This window comes from Paraburkholderia lacunae (assembly GCF_003353175.1).
GTDB lineage: Bacteria > Pseudomonadota > Gammaproteobacteria > Burkholderiales > Burkholderiaceae > Paraburkholderia > Paraburkholderia lacunae.
On sequence record NZ_QHKS01000050.1, the window covers coordinates 1 to 23565 of the forward strand.

General features: G+C 60.1%; 21 protein-coding genes and 1 pseudogene. 9 read left to right on the forward strand and 13 right to left on the reverse strand.

The window, feature by feature from the left end; genetic code table 11:
* Positions 1-353: citrate/2-methylcitrate synthase (locus tag DLM46_RS36880; RefSeq protein WP_279635268.1), on the reverse strand; the 353-nt coding region annotated here is incomplete at its 3' end.
* 359 nt (positions 354-712) lie between these two features.
* On the opposite strand from DLM46_RS36880, the gene prpR reads away from it, so the two are divergent.
* The 8 genes from prpR (at position 713) to hpaB (ending at position 9071) form a co-directional block, all read left to right on the forward strand.
* Positions 713-2665, forward strand: a complete 1953-nt coding sequence (gene prpR, locus DLM46_RS36885; RefSeq protein WP_115109570.1) for a propionate catabolism operon regulatory protein PrpR — start codon at positions 713-715, stop codon at positions 2663-2665.
* Positions 2666-3616: 951 nt separating this feature from the next.
* Positions 3617-3961 carry a glycine-rich domain-containing protein gene (locus DLM46_RS40795; RefSeq protein ID WP_244306519.1) on the forward strand — a complete coding sequence of 115 codons (345 nt, stop codon included), beginning with the start codon at positions 3617-3619 and terminating at the stop codon, positions 3959-3961.
* Between the two features lie 6 nt (positions 3962-3967).
* Positions 3968-4312: a hypothetical protein gene (locus DLM46_RS40800; RefSeq protein WP_244306520.1), complete on the forward strand. Its 345-nt coding sequence runs from the start codon at positions 3968-3970 to the stop codon at positions 4310-4312.
* Between the two features lie 84 nt (positions 4313-4396).
* Positions 4397-6076 (forward strand): ATP-binding cassette domain-containing protein, encoded by a 1680-nt coding sequence (locus DLM46_RS36900; RefSeq protein WP_133300443.1) that lies wholly within the window; start codon positions 4397-4399, stop codon positions 6074-6076.
* Positions 6070-6942, forward strand: coding sequence for a JmjC domain-containing protein (locus tag DLM46_RS36905; RefSeq protein WP_115109575.1), 873 nt, complete (start codon positions 6070-6072; stop codon positions 6940-6942). The genes DLM46_RS36900 and DLM46_RS36905 overlap by 7 nt, the downstream gene beginning before the upstream one ends.
* An 8-nt stretch (positions 6943-6950) precedes the next feature.
* Positions 6951-7184, forward strand: a complete 234-nt coding sequence (locus DLM46_RS36910) for a DUF2164 family protein (RefSeq protein WP_115109577.1) — start codon at positions 6951-6953, stop codon at positions 7182-7184.
* A complete protein-coding gene (locus tag DLM46_RS36915) occupies positions 7177-7569 on the forward strand; it encodes a hypothetical protein (RefSeq protein ID WP_115109580.1) in 393 nt (130 codons plus the stop codon). Before DLM46_RS36910 ends, DLM46_RS36915 begins: the two co-directional genes overlap by 8 nt.
* Before the next feature lie 2 nt (positions 7570-7571).
* A complete protein-coding gene (gene hpaB, locus DLM46_RS36920; RefSeq protein WP_244306521.1) occupies positions 7572-9071 on the forward strand; it encodes a 4-hydroxyphenylacetate 3-monooxygenase, oxygenase component in 1500 nt (499 codons plus the stop codon).
* A gap of 206 nt (positions 9072-9277) precedes the next feature.
* Here the strand turns inward: hpaB and glnA are convergent, their stop codons facing one another.
* The 11 genes and pseudogenes from glnA to DLM46_RS36970 form a co-directional block, all read right to left on the reverse strand.
* Entirely contained in the window at positions 9278-10783 is a 1506-nt protein-coding gene (glnA, locus tag DLM46_RS36925; protein ID WP_115109582.1) for a type I glutamate--ammonia ligase, read from the reverse strand.
* Between the two features lie 30 nt (positions 10784-10813).
* A complete protein-coding gene (locus DLM46_RS36930) occupies positions 10814-11017 on the reverse strand; it encodes a hypothetical protein (RefSeq protein WP_115109585.1) in 204 nt (67 codons plus the stop codon).
* A 58-nt stretch (positions 11018-11075) separates the two neighbouring features.
* Positions 11076-11369 (reverse strand): GYD domain-containing protein, encoded by a 294-nt coding sequence (locus DLM46_RS36935; RefSeq protein ID WP_115109587.1) that lies wholly within the window; start codon positions 11367-11369, stop codon positions 11076-11078.
* Between the two features lie 216 nt (positions 11370-11585).
* Entirely contained in the window at positions 11586-11894 is a 309-nt protein-coding gene (locus tag DLM46_RS36940; protein ID WP_115109589.1) for a hypothetical protein, read from the reverse strand.
* A gap of 35 nt (positions 11895-11929) precedes the next feature.
* Positions 11930-14683 (reverse strand): UPF0182 family membrane protein, encoded by a 2754-nt coding sequence (locus DLM46_RS36945; protein WP_115109592.1) that lies wholly within the window; start codon positions 14681-14683, stop codon positions 11930-11932.
* 173 nt (positions 14684-14856) lie between these two features.
* A complete protein-coding gene (locus tag DLM46_RS36950) occupies positions 14857-16176 on the reverse strand; it encodes an ATP-binding protein (RefSeq protein ID WP_115109594.1) in 1320 nt (439 codons plus the stop codon).
* Positions 16173-16913 carry a response regulator gene (locus tag DLM46_RS36955; RefSeq protein WP_115109596.1) on the reverse strand — a complete coding sequence of 247 codons (741 nt, stop codon included), beginning with the start codon at positions 16911-16913 and terminating at the stop codon, positions 16173-16175. Before DLM46_RS36955 ends, DLM46_RS36950 begins: the two co-directional genes overlap by 4 nt.
* Before the next feature lie 7 nt (positions 16914-16920).
* A complete protein-coding gene (locus DLM46_RS41065) occupies positions 16921-17043 on the reverse strand; it encodes a hypothetical protein (protein WP_279635269.1) in 123 nt (40 codons plus the stop codon).
* Between the two features lie 197 nt (positions 17044-17240).
* Positions 17241-17657: pseudogene (locus tag DLM46_RS36960) on the reverse strand (alpha/beta fold hydrolase); the annotation flags it as partial.
* A 192-nt stretch (positions 17658-17849) separates the two neighbouring features.
* Complete coding sequence (locus DLM46_RS36965) at positions 17850-19355, reverse strand: MEDS domain-containing protein (RefSeq protein WP_115109598.1); 1506 nt, start codon at positions 19353-19355, stop codon at positions 17850-17852.
* A 353-nt stretch (positions 19356-19708) separates the two neighbouring features.
* Positions 19709-20455 carry an ArsR/SmtB family transcription factor gene (locus DLM46_RS36970; RefSeq protein WP_115109601.1) on the reverse strand — a complete coding sequence of 249 codons (747 nt, stop codon included), beginning with the start codon at positions 20453-20455 and terminating at the stop codon, positions 19709-19711.
* Between the two features lie 260 nt (positions 20456-20715).
* Between DLM46_RS36970 and DLM46_RS36975 the strand changes: the two genes are divergently transcribed.
* On the forward strand, positions 20716-22224 hold the full coding sequence (locus tag DLM46_RS36975) for an MFS transporter (RefSeq protein ID WP_115109607.1): 1509 nt from the start codon (positions 20716-20718) through the stop codon (positions 22222-22224).
* A gap of 64 nt (positions 22225-22288) precedes the next feature.
* Here the strand turns inward: DLM46_RS36975 and DLM46_RS36980 are convergent, their stop codons facing one another.
* Positions 22289-23536 carry an enolase C-terminal domain-like protein gene (locus tag DLM46_RS36980; protein WP_115109609.1) on the reverse strand — a complete coding sequence of 416 codons (1248 nt, stop codon included), beginning with the start codon at positions 23534-23536 and terminating at the stop codon, positions 22289-22291.
* Between the last annotated feature and the right edge of the window lie 29 nt (positions 23537-23565).

Genomic DNA, 23565 nt, shown 5'->3' on the forward strand with positions numbered 1-23565 from the left:
CCGAGCACCGACACGCCGGTGCGCATCACGTCCATCGGGTGCGCGGCGGCCGGAATCCATTCGAGCGCGGCTTTCACGTTCGCGGGCAGCCCGCGCAGCGCCTTGAGCTTCGTCTTGTAGGCGGTCAGTTCGGCCTGCGTCGGCAGCTTTTCGTGGACCAGCAGATACGCGATCTCTTCGAATTCGCAGGCACCGGCGATGTCGAGAATGTCGTAGCCGCGATAGTGCAGGTCGTTGCCGGTCTTGCCGACCGTGCACAGCGCCGTGTTGCCCGCGGTCACGCCGGACAGCGCGACGGATTTTTTCGGTTTGAATGCGCCTGCGTTCGGCGTGCCGTTGTCTGCTTCGCTCATGATCTTGTCTCCAACTGCGGGGTTACTTTGCGCGGCTTGCCACGCGGCGAGCTCCTTTTTTGCACGCGTGACAGCCAGGGTATCGGGTACAGGCCGGCGAGCGGCCTCATAGTGTCCAGTGAAGCGGGTGCTTATAACGCAAAGAACGGGCCATGCGCAGCCATTCAAGCTAAGTGACTGATTTAAATAAAAATCGCGCACCAACCACGAACGCATAATATTTCACAAATGAAATCCTGATTTCGAATTCGAAACCGCTGCGCGCATAATAGGCGGACTTCTGAACCTTTTGCGAGCTGTCCCTAACCTCTCGCGCCCCCCGCCCCCTGACCCCACAATCTATAGCCGAGCCGCCCGCCGTGAGCACCCCAGCCTTTGACCCCGCCCAGCGCCCGCGCATCTGGGCGGTCAGCATCAGCCGCTTGCGCGATCTGTTTTTCGACATCGCCAGCGAGTACGTCGAACGCGCGGACCTGCGTATCGTCGCGCACGGCTTCGAGGACGCGGTCCACGAGATCGACGCCGCGGGCGCGGGACGTCCGGATGTCGTGATCGCCGGCGGCTCGAACGGCGCGTACCTGAAAACGCGCGTCTCGGTTCCGGTCGTGCTGATCAACCCAACCGGTTTCGACGTGATGCACGCGCTCGCGCGAGCACGGCGCGACGGCGCGTCGGTTGCCCTCGTCACGCACGGCGACACGCCTGATGAAGTAAAGCGCTTCACCGCCGCTTACGGCATCGACGTCGTGTTCGCTTCCTATCAGTCCGCGCAGGACGCGGAGAGTGTCGTCCTCGATCTGCGCGATCGGGGAATCGACGCGGTTGTCGGCCCCGGACTCGTGACCGATCTTGCCGCGCATGCCGGCATGGGCGCGGTGTTTCTTTACTCCCGTGCGTCGGTGCGCGCCGCGTTCGACACGGCGCTCGAAGTTGCGCAGGCCACGCGCCGCGAAACCGTTCGGCGTCAACGGCTCGACAATCTGCTGCAACATCTGCGCGACGGCGTCGTCGCGCTGGACGCGCAAGGGCGAGTCGAGGCGATGAACCAGCGCCTTGCCGCCGTGCTCGGCATCGACGCGGCGAACGCCGTGGGCCGCTCCCTGCTGGAGATTGCGCCCGATCTCGCGGGCGCACTGCCGGACGCGGACGGCGACACGTTCAGCCCGGTACGCGGCGTGAGCTACGTCGTGCATCGCGGGCCGCTGGCGGGCAGCGGCACGGCCGCCGGCACCGTGCTGACGTTTCAGGAATCGCGTGCGGTCGAACGGCTCGACCGTACCTTGCGCTCGCGGCAGCGCGTGCAGCAGTTCACCGCGCGTTACCGGCTCGACGATATCGTCGGCGCTTGCGCGTCGATCGAACGGGTGCGCACGCTCGTGCAGCGCTACGCCAGATCGGACGCCACCGTGCTGATTCTCGGCGAGAGCGGAACCGGCAAGGAAATGGTCGCGCAGAGCATGCATCAGTTGAGCGCGCGGCGCGACTTTGCGTTCGTCGCGATCAATTGCGGCGCGTTTCCGGAAGCCCTGCTCGAAAGCGAACTGTTCGGCTACGAGGAAGGCGCGTTCACCGGCGCGCGCAAAGGCGGCAAGGCGGGGCTGATCGAAGTGGCGCATCGCGGCACGCTGTTTCTCGACGAAATCGCCGAAATGCCGTTGTCGTTGCAGAGCCGTCTGCTGCGGGTATTGCAGGAGCGCGAAGTCGTGCGGCTCGGCTCGACGGAGCCGACGCGAGTCGACATTCGCGTCGTCGCGGCGACGCATCGCGCGTTGACCGAGGCCATCGAGGCAGGCCGCTTCCGCGCGGACCTCTACTATCGCCTCAACATTCTGAGCATTGCCCTGCCCCCGCTGCGTGAGCGTCCCGGCGACCTGCAACCGCTCGCCGCCGAACTGCTGCTGCAGGCCGCGACGCGCGAGCCGCGGCTGACCGCTCGCCTGCCCGACGCGGCGGCCGCGGCCCGCGCTCTCGCCGGCATCGGCGAGCCGTTGCGGCGTTACGCATGGCCCGGCAATGTGCGCGAATTGCAGAACGTGATCGAACGGATCGCGGTGGAACTCGCCGACACGGATCCCGATGAGGCAGGAGAAATCCGCCTCACGCGCGACGAGCTGCGCACGGTTGCGCCTGAAATCTTCGAGTCGTCCGCGCGCACCAGGAAGGCCGCATTGACGTTGCGCGAGCGCAGCCGTCACGTGGAAGCGGACGAAATCCGGGCGGCGCTGGCTGCGTGCGACGGTGATCGCGACGCGGTCTGCAAGGCGCTCGGCATCAGCAAGACGACGTTGTGGCGCAAACTGAATACGGTCTGACTGCGGTCTGACTGCGGTCTGATTACGGTCTGATCGCGTCACGGCGTCGTCGGTCGTGACGCGCGCGCCGTCGCTCGTGACCAGTGCGCAGGTACCCGGATGTTCCCGACCCAGTGGCCCGAAATCCACACGACAGGACGCGGCGCCGGCGCGACGTAGATGGTGCGCGGCGCGACATACACGGCAGGCGGCGGAGGCGCATAGACGACCGGGGTCGGCGGAGCAACCGGTATGTCCTTCCAGTTTTCGGGCCGCTTCCAGCACTGCAGTGCGGCAATGTGCGGACTATAAGGACGCGTGGATTTGATCAGCTACGAAGATATGTCACGCGGTTTCACCGCAGCGCGGCCCCGCCAGGCGAGGGTTTGCGAGCGTGGGGAATGCGCCCTGACATATCTCGACATGTAGATTCGCAAAAAAGGTGGCATTTTTCGCAATATTTGACCGAAGCCATTACTTTGTTCTTTTAATAGTCAATTCATTTGCGTGCAGCTGCCTTCCCCACGCTTCGATTAGTGGCGAAACCAGGCGCACGAATGAACTGGGAGCCGCAGGAGAAGCGAATGTTATGTAGACCGCTGAGAAACCGGATGCCATAGCGGACTATTTCTCGAACGGTAAGAAACCGTTTCTCGAACAGCCGATTGAGCGATCTCTTTAGGGTATCGCGAGATAAATGTGGTCCGCGTCCTCGCATGCGTAATGTATTGGCACAACGTTCGCATTGTCCCCAGATAGAGGATGCTTGCCTCACAACAGCATGCAACAACTCCGTGCAGCGTTGCTAATTCTGATTCAACTCAAATCAGGGCTTCATATTCCGAATTTCAAATTCGGAATTGTCCTATTTTTTCTGGAACGCAAGGACTATAAGCTTCGTTGCCATACATAGCGGGCATGAATTAACCAACACCTCATTTTTCGCGAATCAATCAGTGAACAGGAGGATAAATGAGCGCAGTCTTGGATCACCAGAGTAATGTCGCCAATTTCTTGTATCCATCGGAATTGGCGCGATACCAGCATGAAGGTGTCATTGGTAAATTCAGGGACGAATGGGATGTGGAAGAGGCGGAGGCCCTTGATATTTTTTCGGAGATGAAAAAATTTCTGTTCGTATCAGAGCACGCGCAGAAACAATGCATTGAATTTGAAGTCGACGAGCCCATTTTGATGATCGACAAAATGTGGCATCATTTCATCCTCTTTACCAACGATTACGAGAAATTCTGCCATCGCTTTTTTGGGAAGATGCTCCATCACATACCATTCTGTTCGGCACACCTGACCCAGTAGATCAAGATGCTATCCCAGAATGGCATCACGTTGAGCGATCACAAGCGCGATAGGCTTGAGAAACAGCTTCAGGTCATCAGCTCGACGTTTGGCAATGAAACGCTGATGAAATGGTATGTGGAATACGGCAACAAGTACTCACCCGAAAAGGTAAACATGTTGCAAAGGCCAGCCTATCATGGGGAACTGAAAAAGCTGGGAATGTCAATCGATCCTAAAGCCGCTGACAGAATGACGGACGGTGAACTGATCCAGGGCATCATTCAGCAGGTATCCCCGTCAATGTATTGTGGCGGTCATAGATGCGGCGCGTATTGCACTTGCAACTCCTCCGGTCATCTGTATTCCTAAGACACCGACAATAACAAGGTATAACACTCGGTTCACTTCAATGCCTGAGTCGATCCGGGGTGACGCTAGTCATGGAGGCGCTAATTGGATCAAGGGACGGGCGTGCCCCATTATGTTGCACAGTTACTGGCTCGTTATAAGCACCACTTTGCGGGAGTAGTGGTTCTCGCATGTCTGAGTGCAATGCTGAACACATCATTTGGCGCCATGCTGAAATGGCTGACAGATGGACTACAGCATGGAAAATCAGATGTTCTTTTCCCTTTTATTGCGTTCTTCGCATTGCAAAGATTCCTGCTCCCAATTACTGGAGCCAGCGGCATGATGATTTCGAACAGACTCGCGAACCGGATCGAAAGCGATATCCGCAAGAGCTGGTATGAGTACGTTGTCAGTCTGGATTATGGAAGCGCCAGATTGAAGAATTCCGGAGAATACCAGAAGAAAATACAGGAGGCCATTGTTTCAGTACGCACGCTGCTGAACAATACTCTGAGATCACTGCTTTCTATCGCCCTTGAGATTTTCTCCATTACCATTTTTTCGATTGTTTTCGTAAGCTTGAAGGCAGGACTGGTTCTGCTGCTCTTCGCTGCCTTTTACTCCACATTCATTATCTACGTCACGGAGAAGCGTGTGCGGGTGCTGAGGGAAATTGCACAATCCGATGCCGAATGCTCTGCATTTATGCATGATAGCTTTATCAACTCCGGATCGATCTCCCCCGATATTCGAAATAGCCGGGTGAATCAGCACGAAATCCTGCTTACCAAACTGGAAGACAAGAAGAACAATAACTCCAGAAAGCTGTTTCTTGATAGTGCCGTTTCGTCTCTAATCTGTCTGGCAGCCTGTTTCCTGACACTCATGACATATTATCGGCAAGGTGCAGGACCGACTGGCGCCATCATCTTGCTGGCAACCGGGCTGGCTCAACTTATCATTCAGATCAACACACTCGGATTCAATTATCGCAACATCCTCAGTGCAAAGATCGATATTTTTCGAATCTCCGAAGGATTAAAGATCAGGGAAGACATCAACGTCGGTGCGGCGTCTGCGGTCTTTGGTTCCAGTCGATATGACTTTTCCTTTCAGGGTTTCAAGGTTGCTGGCGTCGCTTCAAATGACACGCCACCAATATATGGTGTGGTCAGTATCAATTCCGGAGTCTTGAACACGTTGCACGGTGCCAGCGGCATTGGAAAAAGTACTGTCGCACGTGCCATGCGCGGCGAAATCCGGACGTCGGCCAAGCAACTGCTCGTCAATGGCACGGACGTCAGCAACATGGAGTCCGATCTTCTACTGGGAAAGATTGGCTATGTTTCCCAGGACAACATCATCTTCAATGAATCCATCATCCAGAATCTTCGGTATGGGAAACGTGACGCCACGCACAAGGAATTCGTCGACTCGCTCTCAAAGGTGGGGCTGCAGAAATTCAGCGATAACCTCGAATACGTCGTCGGGGAGAAAGGCGGGCGGCTTTCTGGTGGAGAGCGCCAGCGACTGGCCATCGCTCGCGGGCTACTGCAGGACTGTGAAATCCTGATTCTGGACGAACCGTTTGCAGGACTCGATGAAGAGAGGGCTTATGAACTCGCCGGCACCATAGCGAGTCTGGCGAGTGGCACGTGCATGTTTGTGATTATGCATCAGCGTCCCGAATCACTATTCGGCCGAAACTCCATAATCAACCAGCACATCATGGATCAACATGGTGGCAAGATTCAAATTGCAAACCGGAGGGTGACATGCTGAATTCCCCCGATTTCCTGACTGACGGTTTGCATTTCAGACCTTATATCTTTGATTCCATCCGGGTCGAAAAAATCGCCACTTGGGATGAAGTCAATTCGCTCCTGTCCAGCGGACTGATCGATTACCCCAGAATCCGCGTTGCCTCCGCGGGCAACGAATACAGCCGAAGTTATAACGGATTCCTGCGCTATTCACTCTCCGAGCGAGGGGAGAGGCGGCCCAGACTTGTCCCTGGAGTCCTGCACAAGGCAATGCGAAACGGCTGCGCGATCATCATCGATCATTGCGAAGCCTTCTTCCCAGGGATCAGGACATTGACCGGCGAAATCAGTGCCACGCTAGGCTGCCGGGCATGGGCCAACCTGTACGTTTCCCCCAAGGGCCCAAGCGGATTTGGTTGCCATTTTGACGACCACGATATCTTCGCCATACAGATTCACGGCAGCAAACGTTGGTCGATACATGCTCCTACATACCACTCGCCAAACCGGGGGGATAAGAGCTTCCACTTACCATCTCCCAATGGCAAGCCGCTGAAGGAGCACGTGCTATCCGCAGGAGATGCCCTGTACTTGCCGTTTGGCTATTGGCACGATGTGGAAGCGGTGAGCGATATTTCCATGCATGTCACGATCGGCCTGGACTTCGCGAGAAAACTGGACGCCCTGAAGCTGATTTCGGAAGAACCCGCCAAAGACCGGTTTTTCCGCAACAAGATCAATTATTCGATGACTGAGTTTGAAGCGCGCGAACTGAAGGAACGACTGGTTGAGGCGATACGTGATCTGGATATGGAAAAATTTCTTGCGAGACTGTTTGAACAGCGGCTCGAAAAGGGAACAAAATTCAATTTTCCAACATTCTAGAACGCACAATGAAGAACGACAAGTTAGATCTGGTCAAATTCTCCTCGCAAGTACGAGATTTACTCGATAGCGAACTTCAGATTTCGGTTGGCAACATGGAGGTTGTGCCGTTTGCTGAGAAGCTGTACAAGCTGACGCGCACCCGGGCTTACAACGAAGGCGTGCTCGACGCAAAGCGGGTGACGGACCGCAAGCTGTCCGACATTTCCGAGCAGCTCGATATCTTGTTGCAATATGAGTAAGAAATATTCTCTACAGCAGATACGAGAGGTCTGGATAAATGCCTATCTGAATGGGGAAGTGGACTGGCTCTCCTATCTGGAAGCCCCTTCTTTCTTTGTAAAGAAAAATGCCGAGCTGATATCCAAAGCCGATCAAATAGCATACGTTGAACGAAGCCGCACCAAATTCCCGAACAAGAGAGCCCGTGATGTGGAGTTCAGGGAAACAGTCAAGGAGATGCAAGAACACAAGAACTGGGCCACCGTCTCAGGTTCGGCCTCGTTCAGGAGAAACGGAGAGATCGTCAGCCAATGTGAATTTTTCGAGTTGTGGCTGATTGTCGAAGACCGATGGCAGATCGCATCGCTATGTATCGAAGATACCGATCGGGCCGGGGAGAGGTAACGATGACGGATATGCGCCAACGCGAGAACAAAACTATGTCAAAAGCACTGGCTCTTGACAGTGAATACCAAGGTGCCAGAAAGGGCGCGGATTTTCTGCGGCACCTTGAGGCTTGTCCGCCCGAACTCTGGTATCAAGGCAAACGTGTCGAGAATGTTCGAAATTTCGCACCGCTCAAGAACGGGGTGGCGACCCTTGCGGCGCTCTATGACTATCAATGGGATCACAGTGTACTGATGCTGGAGACTGTTGACGACAGGAAGGTAAGCAGGTCGTTCTCCATCACAAAAGACAGGAGCGATCTGCTTGCCGTTGGCAAGGCGCTTCTCACTGGCGCACAGTTCAGTCAGGGTATGCTCGGTCGCGACCCTGCCTACCTGAACAGGTCAATCGCCTCGTTTGCGGGAAGTGCCGACTTCTTCGATATTGGAGGCAGGACTTTTTCGCACAACGTCAAGGAATATTTCAGGTTCGTTCGCGACAACGATCTTGCCCTGACGCATACGATATTGAATCCACGGGCCAACCGGCGCATCGGACCGGCGTTTCAGGACGACCCAACGGTATCGGCCCATGTCACCCGGGAAACGGATGCCGGCATCTATATCACTGGCGCCCGGTTGGTCGCAACGCTTCCTTTTGCCGATGAGATAGCGGTCTTCCCGGCGCGGCTGCTGGACGTCTCGGATGCTTCGAAAGATTACGCATTTGCATTCGTCCTGCCAACCAGTACTGCAGGATTGAAGTTCATCTGTCGCGATTCCGTTGATTACGGAATGGGCCCCAAGAATCATCCACTTGGTGCGCGATACGAGGAAATGGATGCGGTAGCGCTGTTCGATAACGTATTCGTTCCATGGGAAAGAGTATTCTGCTATCGAGACATAGATATCTGCAATCAGTTCTATGACGCTACCGGCGCAACGGCGCACATCACCTATCAGGTGGTCTGCAAGAACATAGTCAAGATCGAATTCTTTCTCGGCCTGATTTCGCTCATGATCCGAGGGTCGGGGCTGGAGGGTTTCCAACACATTCATGAAAAAATGGCCGACGTCTGGGCGGGGTGGCAGGCGATGAAGGCGTTCAAGTCGGCGTCCGAAGCCGGGGCAAGACTCAATGATTTCGGCATGCTGGTTCCGGACTGGAATCCGCTGGAGGCCGCCAGATTCATGTTTCCCCGCCTGTACCCGAGGATTGTGGAAATCGTCCAGCAAATCGGCGCCAGTGGCTTGGTGACATTACCCACGAGCGAGGATCTCGATGGGCCATTACGTGCCGAGATTGATAAATGCTTCCAGAGTATGAGGCTGGAGGCTGCGGACAAGATTGATTTGTACCGGCTAGCGTGGGATGCCTCAGTTTCCGCATTCGCGGGACGACAGGTGCTTTATGAGAGATTCTTCTTCGGCGACCCTGTGCACATGGCAACACGTATATTCCGGAACAATCCATGCTCTGACCTGATGGACCGAGTGAATGGTTTCATCCGCGCAAAGTAAGCTTAACGCGTCCGAAGAACCGCACAATGCCACTGACCGAACGGGGCAGCCACGCCAGCTGGAGGGTCACCTTTTTGAGAATCTTGTAGGCTGCGGTCGCGTTTTCTGAGAATTCTCACTCGCCGAATTCTCAGAAAATGCGCTTACCCATTGATTTACACAGGGCGTCACGCCCACCCTATAAGAGAACCTACACGCCACGACTCTCAAGTATCGAAGTACAGGTAAAACTCCCACGGATGCGGCCGCAGTTTGATCGTGTCGATTTCGCGTTTGCGCTTGTATTCGATCCAGGTATCGATCACGTCTTCGGTAAAAACATCGCCTTTGCGCAGAAAGGCATGATCGGTTTCGAGCGCCGCCAGCGCCGCGTCGAGCGAGCCTGGCACCTGCCGTATGTTCTTTGCTTCTTCGGGCGGCAGGTCGTAGATGTTGCGGTCTAGCGGCTCGCCCGGATCGGTCCTGTTTTCAATCCCGTCGAGGCCGGCCATCAGCATGGCCGCAAAAGCGAGGTACGCATTGGCCGACGGGTCCGGACAACGGAACTCGACGCGCCGCGCGTTCGGCGAATCCGAATACATAGGGATGCGCGCCGCCGCCGAGCGGTTGCGCTGCGACATCGCCAGATTGACGGGCGCCTCGTAGCCCGGCACCAGACGCTTGTAGGAATTGGTGGTTGGCGCGCAAAACGCCATCAGCGCGGGGGCGTGTTGCAGCAAGCCGCCGATGTACCAGCGGCACAGGTCGGAAGTCAGCGCCCAACCGTTTGCGTCGTAGAAAAGATTCTGTCCGTCGTTCCACAGGCTCTGGTGACAGTGCATCCCGCTCGCGTTGTCGGCAAACAGCGGCTTCGGCATGAAAGTGGCCACTTTCCCGTGGCGGCGCGCGATGTTCTTGCACACATACTTGTAGATCATCACGTTGTCGGCCATGCGCGTGAGCGTGTCAAAGCGCATGTCGATTTCGTTCTGGCCCGCGGTCGCCACTTCATGGTGATGCACTTCGATCTGTACGCCAGCCAGCTGCAACGTCAGCGCGATCTCCGAGCGGATCTCCTGCAGCGTGTCGTGAGGCGGTACCGGGAAATAGCCCTCCTTGTAGCGCTGCTTGTAGCCGAGATTGCCGCCGCCGTACGCGCCCTCGTCGCGTCCTGTGGTCCAGTCGCCCTCGGCCGACTCGACGTAGTAGTAGCCGCAGTGCTGGTTCTGGCCGAAGCGGATCGAGTCGAAGATGAAGAACTCCAGTTCAGGCCCGAAATAGCAGGCCGTCGCCATACCGGTCTGGCGCAAATAGCTCTCGGCCTTTTTCGCCACCAGGCGCGGGTCGCGCGAATACGGCTGGTGCGAAACCGGATCGACCACGTCGCAGATGATCGACAGGGTCGGCGTGTCGCAAACCGGATCGACGAACGCAGTCGCCGGATCGGGTCTGAGCAGCATGTCCGATTCATGGATCTCCTGAAAGCCGCGGATCGACGAACCGTCGAAGCCGATTCCGGCGTCAAACAGGTCGGTGTGAACTTCAGGAAGCGTGATAGAGAAGTGCTGCCAAAGTCCGGGCAAGTCGGTGAACTTCAAATCGACGATCTGGATATTGTTGGTCTGCAGCAGCTCGATGACATCGCTCGCGCTTGCCGGTCGCGCGACGCGGTAGCTGCCTGCTTCGACGGATACCTCGAAAGGCAGCCCGGAAGCTCCTTGCATACTGGACATTGGCGTACTCCTCGTCCGGCTCCGACGCCGCTAGCGGTCCTCCGCCAGCGCTTTCAGATGGGCGTCGCCGGCGTCTTGCGCAGCGAGGCGCGTGACGTACGTCTCGTCCGAAACGAGCGAGCGTTTGACCTCCTGTGCGCCGAAGTCGACCAGTGTGATGACCCAGACATAGGAGCCGGACTGCTCGGCCGTTTGCACGAAAGCGCGCACTGCGCCGCTATCGTTCGCTTTCATGGTGATCTCCTGAGAAAGAGTCGCGCAACGAAAACGGTTCGCGCGTCAGATACCTGCTTTAGGGCAACTTGCCGATAATTCCGCCGATTTCGCTCTTTGTGAAAGCGCGCAACGACTGCGTACGGACATTGCCTGCGGAGCCGAGCGCGAGGCCGAATGCGGTAAAGCTCGGATCGTCCGGTGCGTCGACGATCGCGACGATGTCGTAGGCGCCCAGCGTCCAGAAAACCTCTTTCATTTCACAGCCAAAACCCTTGGCCATTTCCGCCACTTGACCAGCCCGTTGCGGGCTGTTCTTGATGGTGCGTATTCCCTGATCGGTGAATTGCGCAAGAACCACATAAGTCGCCATGATGATTCCTATTAGGATAGAAACGTGTCGTGACTGGAGCGCGCATGCGGCGGCGCAGATGTCACTACCCGTGTCGCCGGAACCGTCCTGCGCGCACTTTTGATTTTAGGCAATGGAATAGCCTGCAACGAAGTGTTTGCCCGCACCCCGGACTGCGTATCCGCTCGCGTCCCGGGTGCGGGCCCGCCACCTCTGTTATGTATCTGGCTCAATCATTCAGACGGCAGGCAGGTCGTCGATACATTTTTCGATATGTCCGTCTGGAACGTCGGTGTCAATGCCGTCATCGCCGGTGGTATGCGTCACCACCTTGATTTTCGGCCCCAGAAACCGCATTCCGCCCAGCGTAAACAGGGACCAGACGACTTCGCCCGCATGAATTGCGCCGATGACATGCGTTACCTCGACCACCTCGAGCGGAGACAGCCATTCGTTTGTCTTCGGGTTGACGAGAGCCCAGCGCACGTGCGTGACTCGGTCGGTGGTTGGACTAATGCGTATGCCATCGATAGCGTAGGTACCCATAACTGCCTCCATCGTTCTCGCAACGAAATCGTAGGTCACTTCCGATACTCGGGACGGCCAGCCCCAAGCGCCTCCAGCAAAGGCCGAAGCGCGTCGAGTTCCGCGCCGAAACCGGCCCAGTCTCCCGCCTTCAGTCTCTCGATCGCGCGGTCATAACGGGCCAGCGCCTCGCCGGCGCGCGCGTCCGCCGTGCCACGGCTCGGCGACGCCGCCGCAGCGCTCTCCTTGAAGAGCGCCGCCAGGGCTTCTCCCAAGGTCTCCTCCATCACCACACGGTCACCATAGGCGGCGATGACCCGCTTCAATTCGGGCAACTGACCGGACGCCGCGCGCAAGTAAAGCGGAGAAATATAGAGGATCGAGTTCTCGATCGGCACGACCAGAAGATGGCCGCGGATGACGCGCGAGCCCATCTGATTCCACAGCGAGATCTGCTGCGATATCTCCGTATTCTGCTGGATGCGCGCTTCGATCTGGAACGGCCCAAAGACCAGCTTGTCCTTGGGGAAAGCGTAGACGATAAGTTTGCCGTATGCGGGTGGATCGCAACGCGCCGCCAACCAGGCGATCATATTTTCGCGCTGGCTGGGCACCATCGGCAACATGAGAACGAACTCGGCGCGCGGCTCGCCGGGCAGCCGCATGATCATGTAGTAAGGCGCCATCGGCGCAGGGGCATTGCCGCCGTCGATGCCGCCCAATCCCCGCGGAAATTGCCAGAGATCCTCGCGGTTGTAGAACACCTCCGGCGCATCCATGTGATACGCGCGGTAGAGCTGCGCCTGGATCAGGAACAGATCTTCGGGATAGCGGATATGCCGCTGCAAGTCCTGCGGCATCGCTTCCAGCGGCTTGAATAGCCCCGGGAAGATGCGCTGGTAGGTTCGCAGGATCGGATCGTCAGGATCGCTGACATAAAAGTCGAGCGTGCCGTTGTACGCGTCGACCACCACCTTGACCGCGTTGCGGATGTAATTGGCGCCGTCGCCAAAACCGGGCTGGGCGTAAGGGAACCAGCGGCTGGTGGTATAGGCGTCCTGCATCCAGAACAGGCGTCCATTGCTCGCGACGATATACGGGTCGTGGTCGAGGCTGAGAAACGGGGCGATCGTGCGCACCCGGTCCCGAATGTTTCGGTGCAGCAGGATCCGGCTCTGGTCCGTGATATAGCCGGTCAACAGGATGTTCGGATCGTCGAGCTGCCAGGCGAACAGACTGCGCCGCGCGGTGCTGCCGATAGCGACGCCGTCGCGCCCGCTGTACGCGGTGTAGACGTTGTCCTTGCCCTTGGGATAGTCGAATTCGGGCACGCTGCCGTTCACGATGACGTAGCCCTGCCCGCCTTCGCCGAAATAGAGTCGCGGCTCGCGGATGGCCGGGCCGCCGTCGGCGGCGGGCGGAATATCCTGCAGATAGAGAAACGGCAGGCCTTCCGTGGATTTCTCGGTCACCGGCGACATCACGAGGCCGCTGCCGTGAGTAAACAGCAGATGCAGGTTCACCCAGGTCTGCGCGTTGACCGGGAGCATCGCCGGCTCCAGTTCGCGCGCCGACAGCATCACCTGCCGATAACCGCTGTCGAGCCGGTAGCGGTCGATGTCCACCGCGAAGAATTTGTAGTACGTCCTGATCTCCTGCAACTGCGCGTAGGTATCCATCAGCGGCTGCACGTCCCACAGACGGATGTTGTCGACGGTCGGGCGATTGGCCTGCAACGAGGCAAGATTCAGCCCCTGCTCGGCCGCGAACGGTTTAACTTCGATCCGCGCGAGCCCGTAGGCCTGCCGGGTCAGCGCGATATTGTGCTCGATATAGCGCGCCTCCAGTTGCAGCTCGCTCGGCTTGACGTAGAAGCGCTGGAACAGCGCCGGGTAGATCACCGCGAAGACGAACGAACTGCCGAACACCAGCACCGCCGCCGCAGCCGGAATTCGATAGCTGCGCCAGCGCAAATTGATGCACAGGACGATGGCGGCTGCAGCCGCGAGGCCGACGAGCATCCATAAGACCGGCAGTTCGACGTGAACATCGGTATAACCTGCGCCGACCACGACGCCGTTATCGCCGTAGAGCAGCAAAAAGCGATCGAGCCAATAGGACCAGGCCTTCAGCAGAAAGAACACGCCGAGCAAGGCCGAGCCATGAGCGATCGCGACGGGCGAAAGCCCTCGCGGCGGCGGTTCGAACACGATGTCGCCGCGCACGCCGTAAACGAGGCCGGCAACAACCGCGCTGGCGAACAGCACGCGCAGCAGCCAGTTCTTGAGCGCGACATAAGCGGGCAGCGAGAAGAGATAGAAGCCGATGTCCCTGGCGAAGAGCGGATCGCGCTCGCCGAAGGGCACCTGACGCAGGAAGCGCAGTGCCGTATCCCAGTTCGACATTTCGCTGGCGGCAATCACCAGCCCGACAAGGACGGCGGCGCCGGCGATGCCGGCGCGCCAGGCAACGCGCGGCGTGGCGTGGCCGGTCAGTTCGCTGATCACGTCGCGCGCATCCGGCGCAGCGGTTACGCCCACGAGGGAGGGTCCGAGACGCCTGGCGTAACGATGCGCAAGGAACCCCGACACCCCGATCGCGCCCGCCGAGATAGCGAACACGGCGACAAACAGCAGCACCTTGGTGGAGAGGACCGTCCAGAAAACGTCGAGATAGCCGACCGAAGCAAACCACAGTCCGTCGACCACGACGCCCGTGATCCGTCCGATCACAATCAGGCTGGCGATAACGGCTACCGCCGTGATTGTGTAGCGTCTGAAGCGCACGCCGGATCTCGCTTGCGAGCGCATCGATCCTCCTTTGCCGGCTCGCGACACATCGCCAGTTCCGGCCGGATCATTGTGCGCCGCAGATCGGGGCCGGTATAGCCGGGCATACGCGCACGAATATCGCCGTCCTCGAGTTGCCGAGCGCTGAGAGGTGGCACGGGAGGGTGGGTTCCGTCTGGCGGCGGCTCCCCAACCTAGCCGCGATTCTTCAACACGAGCCTGGCTTCCAACCCGCCGCCAGCCCGGTTATGCAACGACAGCGCGGCGTCCATCGCCAGAGTCAGTTGCCGCGCGATAGCAAGGCCGAGCCCGGTGCCGCCCGTGCTCCGGTTGCGCGATCCTTCCAGCCGGTAGAACGGCTCGAAAACCGCTTCCAGCGATTCAGCCGGTATGCCCGGCCCGCGATCGAGCACTGAGATCGTCACCTGTCCGTCCTGCGACGCGGCCACGGCGATCTCCGCCTCGCCGCCGAACTTCAGTGCGTTATCGACCAGGTTGCAGACTATCCGGCGCAGCGCCTGGGGGCGCGTCACCAGTGCGGTGTCGATGCGGCCTTGCAGCGACACCTTCTGTCCGGCGTCGACATAATCGCAGACGATGCTGTCGAACAGCGCGTCAGGATCGATACGGCAAGGCACTTCGGTCGCACCGTGCAGCGTGCGCGCGTACGTCACGCCTTCCTTGACCAGCGTTTCCATTTCCCGCAGGTCCTGTTGCAGCCGGGTTCCCTCCACGCTGTCGTCCATCACGTCGACCCGCAAACGCATGCGCGTGATCGGCGTTTGCAGGTCGTGCGAAATCGCCGCGAGGATCTGCATCCGCTCCGTCATGTACAGCGCCACGCGGTCCTGCATGGCGTTGAATGCCCGCGCCGCGCGCGCCACTTCGTCCGGCCCGTCTTCAGGCAGACGATGTGCTTTCAGATCGGGCCCGAGGGTATCCGCAGCCCGCGCCAACTGGTTCAGCGGGCGCGTCGCCAGCCGCACCGCCAGCCAGCAGCATGCGGCCAGCACCGCCAGTTGCAGCATCAGCACAAGCGGCAGCCAGCGCGACAATGGCGCGCCCTGCATGGGACGGTAATCGATCGTCAGCGGCGTGCCGTCGCTCAAACGCAAATGCACTTGCATACGCTCCGACTCGCCTGGAACGGCGTTGACGGTCAGCGGATAGCGCGTGCCGATACCCTCGGCGATCGATTCGGCCGCCCGCGCCGACAAACGGGCATCCGGCGGGCCGCCACTGATTCCCGGCCCGAGCATGAAGGTATAGCTGCGCCGCGCCAGCCGCGGCAGCCAGTCGGCGCGTTCGGCGGCCGGCAAATGATCGAGCAACGCAACCGAACTGGCGACTTCGCGTTCGATGTAACCCATCATCACGTTGGTCATGCTCTGGTCGCGCTCAGTCATGGTGAGCCAGAACGACAGCGCCTGCGCGAGCGCGAGGCCAGCGAAGAGGATCAGCGCCAGGCGCGCGAACAACGTCCGCGGCCAGTGCAGCAAGGAATCGACGTTCATTGCGAGCCTTCGACCGGAATCACGGCCGCGGAGAACACATAGCCTTCGCTGCGCAGCGTCTTGATGTAACGCGGCTCACGCGCGACATCCTGCAGGCGCTGACGCAACCGGCTCACCAGCAGATCGATCGACCGGTCGAACTGATCGGCCTGCCTGCCCTGGGTCAGGTTGAGCAACTGATCGCGCGTGAGCACCCGCTGCGGATGGTCGAGGAAGACGCGCAGCAGGCGGTACTCCGCACCGCTCAGCGCCACCATGGTCCCTTCCGCGTCGAGCAGGTGGCGTGCGGTCGTGTCGAGCCGCCAGTCGCCGAAGCTCAGCATCTGCGCCGATTCCGTCACCTGCATGCCGGGAGGCAGCATGCGGGCGCGGCGCAGTACCGCGCGAATCCGCGCCAGCAGTTCCCGCACTGCAAACGGTTTGGGAAGGTAGTCGTCAGCGCCCATTTCCAACCCGACGATGCGATCCGCCTCCTCGTTGCGGGCGGTCAGCATCAGGACCGGCACCGAGCGGAATTTGCCGGCGCGCAATTCGCGGCACAGCACCAGCCCATCTTCGCCGGGCAGCATCAGGTCGAGCACGATCAGATCGGGCGCGCCCTGCTCCAGCGCGGCTCGCATCTGGCGGCCGTTGGCGGCCAGCGAAACGCGCATGCCGTTCTTCTCGAGATAGGTGGCGAGCAGTTCGCGAATGCCGCGATCGTCGTCGACGATCAGCACGTGGTCGGTGTTTTCCATCGATGCATCATTCCTTCTTGCGTTTTACCTGCGCCCGGCTCGCGTTGACCAGCAGACAGTTCACCGGATGCGCCATTTCCGCTGCGATCCCGCCCGCGAGGAAGGCGAAGATCGCCAGTAATCGTCTCATGCGTCCTCCACCATGGAGAGGCTTGCGCCATCGGCGGGGCCGGCATCCGGCGTAGCCGGATCGGCGCCATCGAGGCAAACAGGCGATGCCTGCTTTATACCCGAACATGGGCGACGTTTTATGTCGCACTGTATCCGGCCCGACGCCCGACACAAAACATTGCACTCAACCGGGACGCGCCGTGGAAACCCTGCGGTTCAGTATCCTGCGACGTCGACGACCGCCTGCGCGAACGCTTGCGGGGCCTCCTGCGGCAGATTATGGCCGATGCCCTTGATGATCCGGTGCGTCCGTTTCCCCGAGAACTTTCCGGCATAGGACGACCCATCCGTAGCCGGCACGACGCCGTCCGAATCGCCGTCCATCGTGATCGCCGGCCCGGAAGCCAGGCGCTTTTCGAGTTCGTCGTATTGCGGCTCGCCGGCCGCAAGACTCAGCCGCCAGCGATAGTTGTGGATGACGATGCTGACGTAATCAGGATTGTCGAACGAGGCCGCCGTGCGCGCAAAGGTGGCGTCGTCGAAATGCCATTTCGGCGAGTTGTCCTTCCAGACGAGGTTCGCAGGATCGCGCCGGTCGGCGGCGAGGCCGGCGCGGCCGCGCTCGGTAGCAAAGTCCGACATTTTTCTCTCCGATCGAGGTTCAATCCCGTTGCGCGAAAGCGCTTACTGAGTATTGGAACCCGCGGAGGTATCTGGCTTGTGTCGCGAAACCGGCCGACTGCAAGGTTGTGTATCGGTGCGAACCGCAGATACATTGCGATACAAATGTCTGCGGAAAAGCGCACGGACGATACGCGCAGCGCGCTACCCGGGCACGCCCGGCGCGGCCGGCGCCGCGCAAACCGCGCGGTCCGCCTCTGTTTCCGGCGTGTGCGCCGCCGGTTGCGCGGTCACGGCCACGCTCGCGAGCGGCAAGCGAACCACGAATTCGGAGCCCGCGCCTGGACCGCCGGAGAACGCCGCCACGGTGCCGCCATGGTCCGTGACGATATCGCGGGCCACCGACAAGCCGAGCCCGAGACCATCGGCAGCCTGCGCGCGGCCCGCGAGACCGCGCGCATACGGCTTGAAGATCGTCGCGAGTTCGCCGGGCGCGATGCCGGCGCCGTTGTCGCGCACGCTGACGTAGCAGTAACGGCCGGCGCGAGCCGCCATCACCTTCACGGCATCCGTGGCCGCGGAATATTTGAGCGAGTTCAGCATCAGGTTGACGAACACCTGGGTCAGCTTGCCGAAGTCGCCCTGCACCCGCAGCGGCGCGCTGCTTTCCGTCAGACGAATCGGCGCATGCGCGGGAACGCCCGCTTCGGCGACCTGAATGCAATGCGCGAGCAGGTCGCCGATATCCACGCAGTCCGGATGCACGGCTCGCGTAAGCGGTGTATGCGGCGTATGCGGTGTATCCGGCAACTGACACGCCGGCGCCTCGACAACGGGCTCATCCGTGCTCGCGCGCTGAGCGTTGACGGGCTGCTCCATCAATTGCTGCGCCAATTGACCCAGCAGGTTCGCTTGCCGCGACAGCAGAAGCGCGTATCGCGCAAGCTGCTCGTCGTGGCCATACTGAACGTTCAGCAGACGAGCGATCAGACCGAGCGGCGTGAGCGCGTCGCGAATCTCATGGCCGATCATCGGCCCAATGGCGGATTGTTTCGCTTCGTCGTCAGTCTGCTCGTCAGCGGTCGCGATGCGGGCATGTGGCACGCTCTGCGCGCCGCCTTGTGCGCGCGGCCATTGCACGGGTTCGGCTTGCGGCGGCTCGATCATCGCATCGTGCAAGCGTTCGATTTCGCGGGTCTGCGCCGCGCGCAGCCGCTGCACGCAGTACGTGCACAAACCGATGATCGGGCGAGCGGCCAGCCGCTGCTTCAGGGCCGCTTCGTAATCGAGCAAGGCCGCCCAGTCGGTGGTTTCGTTGCAGACCGCGTCGCCGGCGACTCGCAGCCCTTCGAAGCCGCGCCCGAGCGCCTCGTTGATCGCCGTCGACCACAAGCCGACGGTGGCGCCGCCGTCGAAGCCGCTTTTAGGGCGCGCGTAGAGTTGCGCGCCATCGATAATCCGCAACTGTCCGGAGTCGACATATTCGGTCAGCGCGGGCGCCGTCCGCGTGAGCATATAGCGGGCTTTGTCCGGTCCGAGCAAGGCCGGCGCGACCCACACGGCTGCTTCGCGATTGGCGAGGCCCGCGTGCAGGAAATCCGCCGTGACGCTGAGTAGTTCGCTACGCGATTCGTAGAAGTGACAAAGATGGGTGCCCCAGGAGATTGGGCCAAGCGCGGCAAAGCCGCTTTTACGAGATCCGGTGGTCATCGTTTCCCTGAAATAGCGTGGGTCAAGAACCACAGTCGCGCTAGACGGCACCTTGGCCTGCGCGCTCGAATAGGAATATCGCTGCACCTCGCGCGCTCATTCGTCAGTCCTGAAGTGCTTCGCATGGGACCGAACAACCGCGGTGGGTTCGCCATAGAGAATTCAGCAGCGAAATAAGGTACGGGAGAGGAATATTTAAAAGAATGGTTGTTTTCCCTAGCCGCATCCAGACTGCTTAAACGCCTACCTGTCACACGCGCGTAATGATTGCGATGGATTGCGATGCGTTGCAACAGGCGCAAGGTCAATGCTGGAATGGAACGCCGGATCGATTGCCTTCCTGATCCCAGGCGCTAATCGCGGTGACCGGCAGCAGCATACCCGCTCGATTCCAGCGACGCGGCAGTCATTCCAAGCTGCTCCTGCAAACCTGCCCAGCCGCGCGGCGTGACCTGAACCGCCCGTGACGATTCTGCGCGCCGCACCCAGTCTTTAGCGCAAAGCAGGTTCAGCAAGTGAACGCCGAGCGAGCCGGCAATATGATGTTGCCGCTCGGTCCAGTCCAGACACTGGCGTGCAATGCCGTGCCGACCCGGCCTAAGCGCGGCCACGTCGAGCCCGAGACGGCCGAACCATGCCGAGCCCGACGGCGTGACCTCGAACTGCCGATCGCAGCCCCCACGGAGATAGCCGCGCTCGACCAGACCCTGAGCAATGACGACACCGACCTGTCCGGCCAGATGGTCGTAGCAGCAGCGGGCGAAGCGCAACTCTTCGGCTGCGCGGCTCAAAGGTTTGCGGCGCACGGTCCGGTTTGCGCTGACCAGCGCCAGGCTTTCGAGCATGGTTGCGACATGGGGACCGGCGAGCCGGTAATAGCGATGACGGCCCTCTTTCTCGACCATCAGCAGGCCGCCGTCCAGCATTTTCATGAGATGGCTGCTCGCCGTCTGTGCGGTCACGCCGGCTGCATACGCCAATTCGCCGGCAGGCCGCGCCCGGCCATCGGCCAGCGCCATCAGCATCGCGGCGCGAGCCGCGTCGGCAATCAGGAACGCGGTGGATGAGAGGTTAGGCTGCGTATATATAACAGTCTCCATGACGGTCTCCGAGTCTTGGGCCGAGCATATATCGGTTTATCGGCCGCATGCTTCGACGCGCATCGAAACATCGATCCGCGCCGGGTGGACTGGGCCGTGGGCTCGCTTGATCCACGCTCGAGCACGCAGCGTCGCGCGCTGAAGCGGCTTCGTCGCTGCTCGCGCGGGGCTTGTATAATCTGCCGCGCCCGCCGACCGTACGATCCCTATCCGTGACCCTCGCCCCGCCTGCCCTCACTTTCCGCAACGCCCTATTCGCGATGCTCGGCATCGGCCTCGTCAACATGCTGGTCGCACTCGACCAGACCGTCGTCAGCACGGCGCTGCCTTCGATCGTCGCGGAACTGCATGGCTTCGAGTACTACGCATGGATTGCGAGCGCGTACCTGCTGGCCTCGGTCGTGACGGTGCCCGTGTTCGGCCGGTTGGGCGATTATTTCGGCCGCAAACGCTTCGTCATCGCGGCGGTCGTCACGTTCACCGCCGCATCCGTGCTGTGCGGCCTTGCCAACAACATGCTGTTCCTCGCGATCGCGCGAGGTCTGCAAGGCGTCGGCGGCGGAATGATGGTGGGCACCGCCTTCGCCTCGATACCCGACCTCTTTCCCGATCCCCGCGCGCGGGTTCGATGGCAGGTGGTCATGGCGGCGGCGTACGGGATCGGCACCGCGGCGGGACCGTCGCTGGGCGGCTGGATGAGCGAGCATTGGGGTTGGCGCTCCACCTTCCTGATCAACCTGCCGGTGGGTACCGCCGCGCTCTATTTCATCTGGGCGCATCTGCCGAACTTTCATCGTCCTCGCGCAGGCGAGGTGCGTATCGACTGGCTCGGCGCCGGACTTGTCGCGCTCGCGCTGGGCGGACTGCAGACATTCATCGAGGCGGTGCCGAAGGATGGCTTGACGACCGGCAACCTCGTGCTGGCAACGTGCGTGGTGGCCGCCGCGGTTGCGTTGCTGGTCTGCGAAAAGCGCGCCACGCATCCGATCATTCCGCTCGACCTGTTCAGGGATGCGCAACTGGTCACGCTCTTCGCGCTGTCGCTGCTGTCCGGCTTCGTGATGTTTTCGCTGATTTTTTTCGCGCCGCTTCTGTTGCAGGGCGGGTTCGGCTTGTCACCGCAACAAGCCGGTCTGCTCGCCACACCAATTGCAGCGTGTATCGCGATCGGCAGCCTGGTGAATACGCGCATCGTCATTCATCTGCGCCGGCCCACGAAAATACTGTCGACCGGGTTTGCCCTGCTGCTGTTCGCCTCCATCGGCCTGGCGTTTGCCAATGCATCGACCCGGCATCTCTGGATCGAACTGCCGATGACTGCGATAGGCATCGGACTCGGATTCATCCTCAACAATCTGAACGTGTTTGCGCAGGAAATTGCCGGACGCGAACGCTTCGGCATCACAACGGCGCTATTGCAGTCCACCCGCATGGTGGGCGGGATGCTCGGCACGAGCATCGTGGCAACGGTCGTCTCGCATCACTACCGCGACGTGGTGACGCGCACCATGAGCGTGCTTGGCGAACCCGTGGCCGCGCAGTGGCTGCCGCGCTTTGTCGACTTGCGAATCCTCATCGACGAAGCGTTGAGAGCAAAGCTGGTCGCCGATATGAAGCCGTCTGGACTGAACCCGTTGGTCTTCATCGACGCCGCACGCGATGCGCTGGTTCAGTCGATTCATATCGGCGTCTGGCTGACTGCGGTTGCGTCGCTGGCGGCGGCGCTTCTTGTGCAAAGGATTTCGCACGTCGTGTTTCGCCGCAGTTGAGCACTTAAGCCCACGTCTGGGCCCGAATCACCGCTCAACGCTGCCAGGGCAGGAAACGTCATGGTCAAGGAGTCTGAAGCGTTCCATCCTTCAGCCGGGTCTGCGTCCAGGTGGTCACGGTGTTTTCGCACGGATATCTGGCGGCCTCGGCTTCGTCGATGTCCACGCCCAAACCCGGTTTGTCATTAGCATGAACGTATCCGTTCCTGAACTCAGGAAGGCCGGGAAATACATCCAGCAAGGCTGCCCTCGGCCCTTTGAGTTCCTGGATCACGAAGTTGGGCGGCTCGGTTCCGGACCATTCCTGCACGCCGAAATTGCGTGACGCAAGGTCGATGTGGATGTTCGCTGCATGCGCCAGCGGCGACATGTCGCCCGGACCATGCCACGCCGTCCTGACGCCGAATTGCTCGGCAAAGATTTGCAGCTTGCGTCCCGCCGTAATTCCGCCGATCTGGCTGAGGTGAACCCGGATAAAGTCGATCAAGCGCTCGGTGATCAGAAATCGCCATTCGGACGGATTGTTGAAGAGCTCGCCCTGCGCCAAAGGCGTGATCGTCTTCGCCCGCAACTGACGCATCCAGTCGCCTTCTTCGAGCGCGATCGCGTCTTCGAGAAAGAACAGGTCGTACTGTTCCAACTCGCACGCGAAACGGATCGCGTCAACCGGCTTCAGACGTTCATGCACGTCGTGGCACAAGGCGACATCGAAACCGATCTTGCTGCGAATGCCGTCGAACAGCTTGAGCGTTTCCCGCATGTATTTTCTGCTGTCGAGATAGACACCATCCGGTGCCCCCTGGGGCGCACCCGACGCAGCCTTGCCATAGCCTCCCCCGCCGTAACCGCCGCTCTGGCAGCGGATGTGGGTGATGCCCTGCTCGCGATATTTCTGGATGTTCTCGCACAACTCGTTCAGGTCGCGGCCATCCGCATGGCGATAGATGGGCACACCCTCGCGGCACTTGCCGCCGAAGAGCTGGTAGAGCGGCATGTTCGCCATCTTGCCCTTGATGTCCCACAACGCCATATCGACGCCGGAGATCGCATTGTTCTCGATCGGACCGTTGCGCCAGTAAGCGTTCTGATGCATCAGCTGCCATAGTTCTTCAATCGCCTCAGCGTCCCGGCCGATCAGCAGCGGCCGCAGATATTCCTCGATCAGACACTTGACCGCGACATGCCGGTACGCAAACGTCGCGCATCCGAGGCCGTACAAACCGGCCTGGTTCGTCTCCACCTTCACGACGATCAGGTTGATGCCTTCCGGCGCGGTCAGGATGACTTTTACATCGGTAATCAGGGTTGCCATTTTCTGTCTGCCAAAATCGAATCAATGAA